Source organism: Lacticaseibacillus baoqingensis, assembly GCF_003946165.1.
Classification (GTDB): domain Bacteria; phylum Bacillota; class Bacilli; order Lactobacillales; family Lactobacillaceae; genus Lacticaseibacillus; species Lacticaseibacillus baoqingensis.
In genome coordinates this window covers 1-7,071 of record NZ_RHOI01000053.1, presented here as the reverse complement: position 1 = coordinate 7,071, position 7,071 = coordinate 1, and the positions used below count along the sequence as shown (strand labels likewise).

The window sequence follows — 7,071 nt, the reverse complement described above, 5'->3', positions numbered from 1 at the left end:
ACCGTTGCAATTAGGAGCGCGTTTAATCAGAGCGTGAACCCAAGCGCACTTAGGGGTGTGGGTAAGGCAGCCTGGGGCGTCGCGGTACGCGACGTGACCGGGATGACTTACCCGCCACCCCATTGCTTGGGTGAGCGCGTTTACGCAGAGCATAAATTGCCTTCGTACATAGACGGCCCGTTTTCATCAACACCCGGCTCTCCCCTGTCTTACTGCCTTCAGTTCACGCCAGTAGTGTCATTTTTGCGTAAGTTGAGCTGGAATCGCCTAATAAACATGCTACTATCAAGAGAAGTGGCAAGGCCACTTGGAAAGGAGGTGCACAGATGGTCACTTGGTTCACCCAACTCAATGGGCCCTTGCAATGGCTGTTCGGGGCTGTGGGGTTGATTATTTTGTTAGCTTGTTTGTGGGCGGTTATTACCCTATTGCTGTTGCCCGTGCTGGCTTTGGTCCAGCGCTTATTTGCCCCAGCAGAAAATTCCACCAGCATGAGCGATACCCAATATCTGACTGGGACGCTCACCTTGCCGGTAGCTGACGGCCACACCGGTGAAGTGATGATCACTGGCGGCGGCCGAGCGCGGCAGACTTATCCTGCTAAGTTATGGGCCACTGCCCCGGCTTTGGCGCAAGGTGAATCTGTCGTCGTCGTTGAGATCCGCCAAGGCGTTGCCTATGTTGAGCGTCTGCGCACCGCCGATGCAAACCCGCACCAATAACGCGCTTGCTTGCATTAGCTGGCGCTCATTATAAGGAGGCACTACTTAATGGACTTTTCCACACTCGTCTCATGGCTGATCGCCGTGGTGATCTTGGTCTTGATCTTTATTTTTCTCGCAACCCATCGCAAAACCGCTTTGCCTAACGAGGTCTTGATCATTTCTGGGGCTTTGATCTCTGGCAAGCACAGCTTCCGAGATGTCAACGGCAACCGCGTCAAGCTGATCACCAACGGCGGTTCATTCATCCTGCCGATCCTGCAACGCTGGGATGTACTGAGCTTGAACACGCGTACCATCGAAGTCGCCACGCCGGAAGTGTATACCCAACAAGGGGTGCCGATCATCGTCAATGGGACGGTCATCTTGAAGATCGGCTCCAGCCAAGAAGAAGTCGCCACTGCGGCTGAGCAATTCTTAGGCAAAAACGACGAACAGATCAACGCTGAAGCCACTGAGATCCTTGAAGGCCACTTGCGCGCTATTTTAGGCACCTTAACAGTTGAAGATACTTACCAAAATCGTGACGCCTTTGCTGAAAAAGTCCAAGACGTGGCCTCTTCTGACCTCGCTAAAATGGGCTTGCAGATCATCTCCTTCACCATCAAAGACATCGCCGATAAAAACGGCTACTTGGACTCCTTAGGGAAAAAGCAAATCGCTGAAGTGAAGAAAAACGCGGCAATGGCTGAAGCAGCTGCCAACCGTGACACCCGGATCCAACAGGCGCAAGCTGACCAAGAAGCTAAGCAGCAAGAAATCGAACGCCAAACGCAAGTCGCCGATGCGGAGCGCGAACAGCAAGTGAAGCTGGCTGACTTCAAGAAGCAACAAGAAATCGCGCAAGCCCAAGCCGATCAAGCGGCGATCGTCGAACAGATGAAAGCCAAGCAAGTCCAAAAGGAAAAAGACATCGAGCTGGCCCAACGCGACGCCGAATTGCAAGAACAGCAACTGAACGCGACGGTGCGCAAGCAAGCCGATGCTGACTTGTATAAAGCGCAACGGGCCGCAGATGCCCAAAAAGCCGCCCAGATCGCCGCAGCTGAAGCATCCGCTAAGCAAGTCGAATTGGCCGCTGCCGCTGATGCCAAGCAAGTCGAATTAGCCGCAGAAGCGGAAGCCAACAAAGTCAAACTGGCTGCCAGCGCCGAAGCCGAACGTACCGAAAAAATCGGGCAAGCGCAAGCCTCTGCCACTACTGCCACTGGTAAAGCCGAAGCGGAAAAAACCAAAGCAGTCGGCTTGGCGCAAGCGGAAGCCATCGCCAAACAAGCCGAAGCTGCTAAGCAATTGGATGAATCCGGACGTTATAAGATGACCATCGAGGCAATGCCTAAGATCATCGAAGCGGCGATGAGCCCATATGCCAACGTTGACTCGATCAAACTGTATGGCGATGGCGATCTCACCGGTCAAACCAATGGCAGCTTAGTCAAGCAGCTGGACATGCTCAATGAAGTCGCCGGGATCGACATCCGCGGCATGCTCAACGGGGCACTGACGCAACAAGCCGGCAATCAGCCTGTCGTTGCCGCCTTAAAAGACGCCAAAACCGACTCAGAGGAATAGCCTATGATCGAACTGATCATTGCCGTCATTATCATTTATAGCATCGCGAAAAAAGCCGGTGCCTTCAAAAGCAGCGCCGAAAAGCGCCGCCAAAAACAATGGCGCAAACACCAACAAGAGGCCCAACAACAAAACAGCCGGGCGCGCAAAATGCCAAACAGCACCAAACAAGTGCCTGGGGCTGCACCAAAATCAGCGCGCAAACCGCCAGCAGCCAAGCAATCTGCGCAGCCGCAAGCGCGCCGAAAAACCGCCGCTAAGCGGCCAATGCCGACGACGGCTGACCAAGACGCCCATAGCGCGCTATTGGTCCCGCATGAATCCGCCTTACAACGCGACGCCCGCTTGCACCGTAAACCTTTGCGGCCGCCAGCAACGCGTTTGCGCCCCCCGCGGCGTCCACTCAAATAAAAAAACCAGGCGCTTGCCTGGTTTTTTTATTGCGCCAATGCCCCTTCCAGCTGCAACAGTGCTTGTTTGCGCGCCACCCCGCCGGCATAGCCGGTCAAGCTGCCATTGGTGCCGACGACGCGGTGGCAAGGCACGATCACACTCAAAGGATTGTGGCCGACCGCCCCGCCGATCGCCCGCGCTGCCGTGGGATGGCCGATTACGGACGCAACTTGCTCGGCTAATTGCTGATAGGTGACGGTCGTGCCGCGCGGGATCTGCGTCAAGGCTCGCTGGACGGCTTGCCGATATAAGGTACCGCTAAAATGCAGGGCCGGCCGCGGACGCTCATGGCCGGCAAAATACGCCTTTAGCCAGGCCTGCCCGGCTTGCAAACTCGCATTTTCCCCATTTGGTACTTGATCGAGTTCAAACCCAGCACCAAAGTATTGTTGATCTGCAAACCATACGCCCCATAATGCCTGGTCATCACCAAGCAAAACCAGCGGCCCTAATGGTGAGTGATACGTTATTTGTTGCAACATGGCGGCACCTCCTTGAGTTTGCCCACAGTGTATCAAATATTCGGCGGCAAAAGTCGCGATGCGCGAATTTATTTCTGGATTCACCTAGGAATTTTATATTGCAATTGCAATACGTCGGCGTATAATAACGCCTAAAAGCAGGTGAGCTTATGCCAAATGCCTTAAGGGCCATCGGCGTGGTGGCGCGCGCCTTAGACAGCATCGCCAACATCGAATTTCGCGATTTAGCGCTGACTCGCGGGCAATACTTATACTTAGTCCGCATCGTCGAGCAGCCTGGCATCATTCAAGAACAACTGGTCAACCAGCTCAAAGTCGACCGTGCCACAGTTGCGCGCAGCGTCGCCAAGTTATGCCGCCAAGGGCTCGTCGAAAAACGCCCGCAGCCTGCTAACGCTAAAGCCAATCAGTTATACCCGACTGCAGCTGGGATCGCGGCGTATCAACCGATCCGCCGCGAAAACGACTACTCTTTGCATCAAGCGCTGGCAGGCATGAGTCCAGACGAGGTGGCAACTTTGGAACGCTTATTGGATCAGATGTGTACCAATATTGACCAAGATTGGCAATTCGTCAAAAAAGGCGGCCACCGCCATTACTAAAAGGAGTTATTTTGCATGTCACAAATACAGATCGTCCCGGTTGCGCGTGATCAGATTCCCACTTTGGTCCACCTGGCACGCGTCACTTTCGCTGATACCTTCAATGCCAACACCGCCCCAGCTGACATGGCGGCATTTTTAGACACCGCCTATTCACCCACGCAGCTGACCAAAGAATGGCAAACGCCTGGGACGACTTTTTGGTTTATCACCGTCGATGGCGTTGCCGCAGGATATTTAAAACTCAATGTCGACCAAGCCGTGACTGCCGACGTCCATGCGCCAAATGCCTTGGAGTTGGAACGGATCTATATTATGCCAGAGCATAAGCGTCAAGGATTAGGCAGCAAACTTTACCAACACGCCTTGCAATACGCCCGAAAACTGCATAAAGCCACAATTGCACTAGGCGTGTGGGAACATAACGAACCTGCCAAGGCCTTTTATGCGCAGCGCGGATTTCATAAAGTCGGCGAACACGCCTTCGTGGTGGGCAATGACCCGCAACACGACTGGCTGATGGAAGCGGCAATCTCATAAACCAACGCAAACAAAGCGCCAAGCTTGATAGCTTGGCGCTTTGTTTGCGTTTAGGCGTGGTCTGCGGTCAATTCAGCCAGCGCGGTATGCAGTGCTGCTTTTTGCGCAGCAGAAACCGCCGGATAGGCCAGCGGCAGCTTGGCCAGGCTTTGCAGGATCAGTTTAGAAACGACCAAGCGGCCGAACCACTTGTCGTCTGCCGGGATAATGTGCCACGGGGCGCGTTTGGTGGCGGTGTGGGCAATGGCCTCTTGATAGGCTTGTTGGTAATCATCCCAATAACGGCGCTCGCGGATATCCGCTGCAGAGAACTTCCAGTTTTTATCCGGTTGTTCGATCCGGTCTAAGAAGCGCTTTTTTTGTTCGTCTTTGCTTAAGTGCAAGAAGAATTTTTCCACGACGATGCCATTGCGGCTGGCAAAATGCTCCAGCTGCCGAATGTCCTTGTATCGCCGCAGCCAAAACTGCGGCGTAACGTCTTTGACAGCATCAATGCCGGGCAAATGCTCTGCCAGCAAATTCTCCGGGTGCACCCGATCCACCAACACTTCTTCATAATGCGAGCGGTTAAAGATCGTGATGTTCCCTGCTGGTGGAAATGCCACCCGCGTCCGCCATAAGTAATCATGCGCCAGTTCTTCGGCAGTAGGCTGCTTGAAGGAAACCACCGTGGTGCCGGCAGGATTGACCCCAGACATCACATGCCGGATCATCCCGTCTTTACCCGCTGCGTCCAATCCTTGAAAGATCAGCAGCAAACTGTAGCGTTTTTGCGCGTAAAGCTTTCCTTGCGCCTTGGCCAAGGCGGCGGCATCTTCGGCAATAGCCGCTTTGATTGCGTCACGGGTGAGGGCCCGATCCGCCTCGGGCACGTTAGTATCCCAATCTTTCAAGTGAAAATCCTTGGTCCCATCATAAGTAAATGGCGTTAAGTCTAATTTCATCAAAAGCCCTCCTGTCTTCCTAGCACGATCCAGCTAGGTCTATTATACCGCGATCACAGTGGGCTCTTCTGAATCTGAAGCAGATGGGCACCATCAAGTTTTCACGTGAAACATCGTCGTGCCGACAAAAAAACAGGCGCCACAAGGCCGCCTGTTATCATTTCTTTACTTCATTGCGCCAATTTGGTTGGCTTGTTGCAGCCATTGTTGACGCTTGCTGTCAGCACTTTTCTTCACCATATTGCAGCTCATCCATTTGATGTGCTTAAGGCCCATTTTCATGAAGGTGCCGCGCACCAAGGCCCGCTGGATGGCGTTGCCGAATACCCAGCGATATAGGGACTTCGGGGTATTCATCGTGGTGATGATCGTCGTCGACTGCAATCGATCCAGCTTCGATGCCATTCCGGTGCCGCCTTTTTTGTAGTCAAACGTCTCCCCAGGAAACACCACTTTATCGATGAAGCCTTTCATCATCGCCGGCATCAGCTCCCACCAAATCGGGAAGACTAAGATCAGATGGTCGGCGGCTTTGACCCGTTGGATATAGTCAATGGCTTGCGCGTCTTGGGCCTTATGTTTCAAAAAGCCGATCAGATCAGCACTATGCATCACCGGGTCGAAATGATCGGCTTCCAGATCGATCACATCTACTGTATTGCCTGCTTTTTCTGCCCCTGCTTTAGCCGCCGCCATCAAGGCGTGGCAAAAGCTGCCGTCATATGGATGACTCGTTACGATCACTGTTTTTGTCATAATTGATAACCTCCAAGTTGTTGATGAGGCTATCATAACGAGAATTTCACCTAGGGACATTAACCTATGTTAAGGACGCGCTTCTTTTTTGACGCGATTGCGAATGCGCGATAATGACACCGGCGTGATGCCAAGATATGTCGCCAGCTCATATTTAGGTACCCGCGCAACCAGCTTGGGATCGCTAGCCAAAAGGGTGCGATAGCGGGCTTCTGGCGAATCTTGGATCCGATTGAGAAAATACTGTGTGTAGTCGATAAACCGGTGACAGACATAATCCGTAAAAACCGCCATCAACTTAGGATCAGCACCAAGCGCTTGGCGTAATGCGGCCCCATCCACTACCGTCAAAGTCGTCGGTTCGATCGTCGTGAGCGTAAACAAGCTCGGCTTTTTGAGATAGAAGCTTTCAAAAGAAGACACCACCTGACCTTCAAAGAAGAATTGCACGGTAATGTCGCGGCCATCATCGTTATGCCACATCCGGACGGCACCTTGCTCAACGAAGTACAACTGGGTCGCCACATCCCCTTCGCGCAACAGATCGGTGTTGCGCGCGACATTTTTTTGGTGGCCAATTTGCTTAAAGTGGTCATAGTAGTCTTGCAGTGTCATGCTTTCCCCTTTCTTGATCACGCTTCTTGCACCCGCATTTTCGGCGGCATCCCGGCTAATTCCGCGTTGACCATCACGTTCAGCTGTGCGGTCAATGCGGCCAGTGACACCGGCTGACCATCATGGAGCCAATCCAAGTACACGCGCACGATGCCCGCAGCCACAAAGCGGATCTGTAAATGAAATGCCGTAGTCGACATCCCTGCGGCCGGCTGCAAGGCGCCGGCAAAAATTGCCGCGATGATGTTAACGCAATGTTCGATGAAAAAGCTGTGTTTTTGCGTCATGGCCAGGTCATCGAAAAAGTCCGCAAATTGCAAGAACAAGTTAGCCACCCCATGGCACGACACCGTGAGATGAACTGTTATCTTTGATGAGTTGAGTT

General features: G+C 53.1%; 9 protein-coding genes and 1 pseudogene. 5 read left to right on the top strand and 5 right to left on the bottom strand.

What is annotated here, in order from left to right; all coding sequences use genetic code 11:
* Positions 1-326 precede the first annotated feature (326 nt).
* The 3 genes and pseudogenes from EKM91_RS13330 (at position 327) to EKM91_RS13320 (ending at position 2,705) form a co-directional block, all read left to right on the top strand.
* Positions 327-722 (top strand): hypothetical protein, encoded by a 396-nt coding sequence (locus EKM91_RS13330; RefSeq protein ID WP_125754389.1) that lies wholly within the window; start codon positions 327-329, stop codon positions 720-722.
* A 48-nt stretch (positions 723-770) separates the two neighbouring features.
* Positions 771-2,270, top strand: a pseudogene (locus EKM91_RS13325) (flotillin family protein); the annotation flags it as partial.
* 27 nt (positions 2,271-2,297) lie between these two features.
* Positions 2,298-2,705: a hypothetical protein gene (locus tag EKM91_RS13320; RefSeq protein WP_125754388.1), complete on the top strand. Its 408-nt coding sequence runs from the start codon at positions 2,298-2,300 to the stop codon at positions 2,703-2,705.
* Between the two features lie 26 nt (positions 2,706-2,731).
* Here the strand turns inward: EKM91_RS13320 and EKM91_RS13315 are convergent, their stop codons facing one another.
* A complete protein-coding gene (locus tag EKM91_RS13315; protein ID WP_125754387.1) occupies positions 2,732-3,229 on the bottom strand; it encodes a methylated-DNA--[protein]-cysteine S-methyltransferase in 498 nt (165 codons plus the stop codon).
* A 149-nt stretch (positions 3,230-3,378) separates the two neighbouring features.
* Here EKM91_RS13315 and EKM91_RS13310 point away from each other — a divergent pair, with 149 nt between their 5' ends.
* Both EKM91_RS13310 and EKM91_RS13305 read left to right on the top strand, forming a co-directional pair.
* On the top strand, positions 3,379-3,831 hold the full coding sequence (locus tag EKM91_RS13310; protein WP_125754386.1) for a MarR family winged helix-turn-helix transcriptional regulator: 453 nt from the start codon (positions 3,379-3,381) through the stop codon (positions 3,829-3,831).
* Positions 3,832-3,846: 15 nt separating this feature from the next.
* The gene (locus EKM91_RS13305) at positions 3,847-4,371 is read left to right on the top strand and encodes a GNAT family N-acetyltransferase (RefSeq protein ID WP_125754385.1); all 525 of its coding nucleotides are present in this window, start codon (positions 3,847-3,849) and stop codon (positions 4,369-4,371) included.
* A 50-nt stretch (positions 4,372-4,421) separates the two neighbouring features.
* On the opposite strand, the gene EKM91_RS13300 is transcribed toward EKM91_RS13305, so the two are convergent.
* The 4 genes from EKM91_RS13300 to EKM91_RS13285 form a co-directional block, all read right to left on the bottom strand.
* Complete coding sequence (locus EKM91_RS13300; RefSeq protein ID WP_125754384.1) at positions 4,422-5,315, bottom strand: PPK2 family polyphosphate kinase; 894 nt, start codon at positions 5,313-5,315, stop codon at positions 4,422-4,424.
* A gap of 165 nt (positions 5,316-5,480) precedes the next feature.
* The gene (locus tag EKM91_RS13295; protein WP_125754383.1) at positions 5,481-6,071 is read right to left on the bottom strand and encodes an NAD(P)H-dependent oxidoreductase; all 591 of its coding nucleotides are present in this window, start codon (positions 6,069-6,071) and stop codon (positions 5,481-5,483) included.
* A gap of 69 nt (positions 6,072-6,140) precedes the next feature.
* On the bottom strand, positions 6,141-6,686 hold the full coding sequence (locus EKM91_RS13290) for a Crp/Fnr family transcriptional regulator (protein WP_125754382.1): 546 nt from the start codon (positions 6,684-6,686) through the stop codon (positions 6,141-6,143).
* 17 nt (positions 6,687-6,703) lie between these two features.
* Positions 6,704-7,071, bottom strand: a 368-nt coding sequence (locus EKM91_RS13285) for a hypothetical protein (RefSeq protein WP_225419537.1), incomplete at its 5' end; no start/stop codon positions are given.

Bases quoted from the DNA above. Each gene is read 5' to 3' on its own strand.
- EKM91_RS13330 (WP_125754389.1), top strand. From the start codon at position 327: ATGGTCACTTGGTTCACCCAACTCAATGGGCCCTTGCAATGGCTGTTC.
- EKM91_RS13320 (WP_125754388.1), top strand. From the start codon at position 2,298: ATGATCGAACTGATCATTGCCGTCATTATCATTTATAGCATCGCGAAA.
- EKM91_RS13315 (WP_125754387.1), bottom strand. From the start codon at position 3,229: ATGTTGCAACAAATAACGTATCACTCACCATTAGGGCCGCTGGTTTTG.
- EKM91_RS13310 (WP_125754386.1), top strand. From the start codon at position 3,379: ATGCCAAATGCCTTAAGGGCCATCGGCGTGGTGGCGCGCGCCTTAGAC.
- EKM91_RS13305 (WP_125754385.1), top strand. From the start codon at position 3,847: ATGTCACAAATACAGATCGTCCCGGTTGCGCGTGATCAGATTCCCACT.
- EKM91_RS13300 (WP_125754384.1), bottom strand. From the start codon at position 5,315: ATGAAATTAGACTTAACGCCATTTACTTATGATGGGACCAAGGATTTT.
- EKM91_RS13295 (WP_125754383.1), bottom strand. From the start codon at position 6,071: ATGACAAAAACAGTGATCGTAACGAGTCATCCATATGACGGCAGCTTT.
- EKM91_RS13290 (WP_125754382.1), bottom strand. From the start codon at position 6,686: ATGACACTGCAAGACTACTATGACCACTTTAAGCAAATTGGCCACCAA.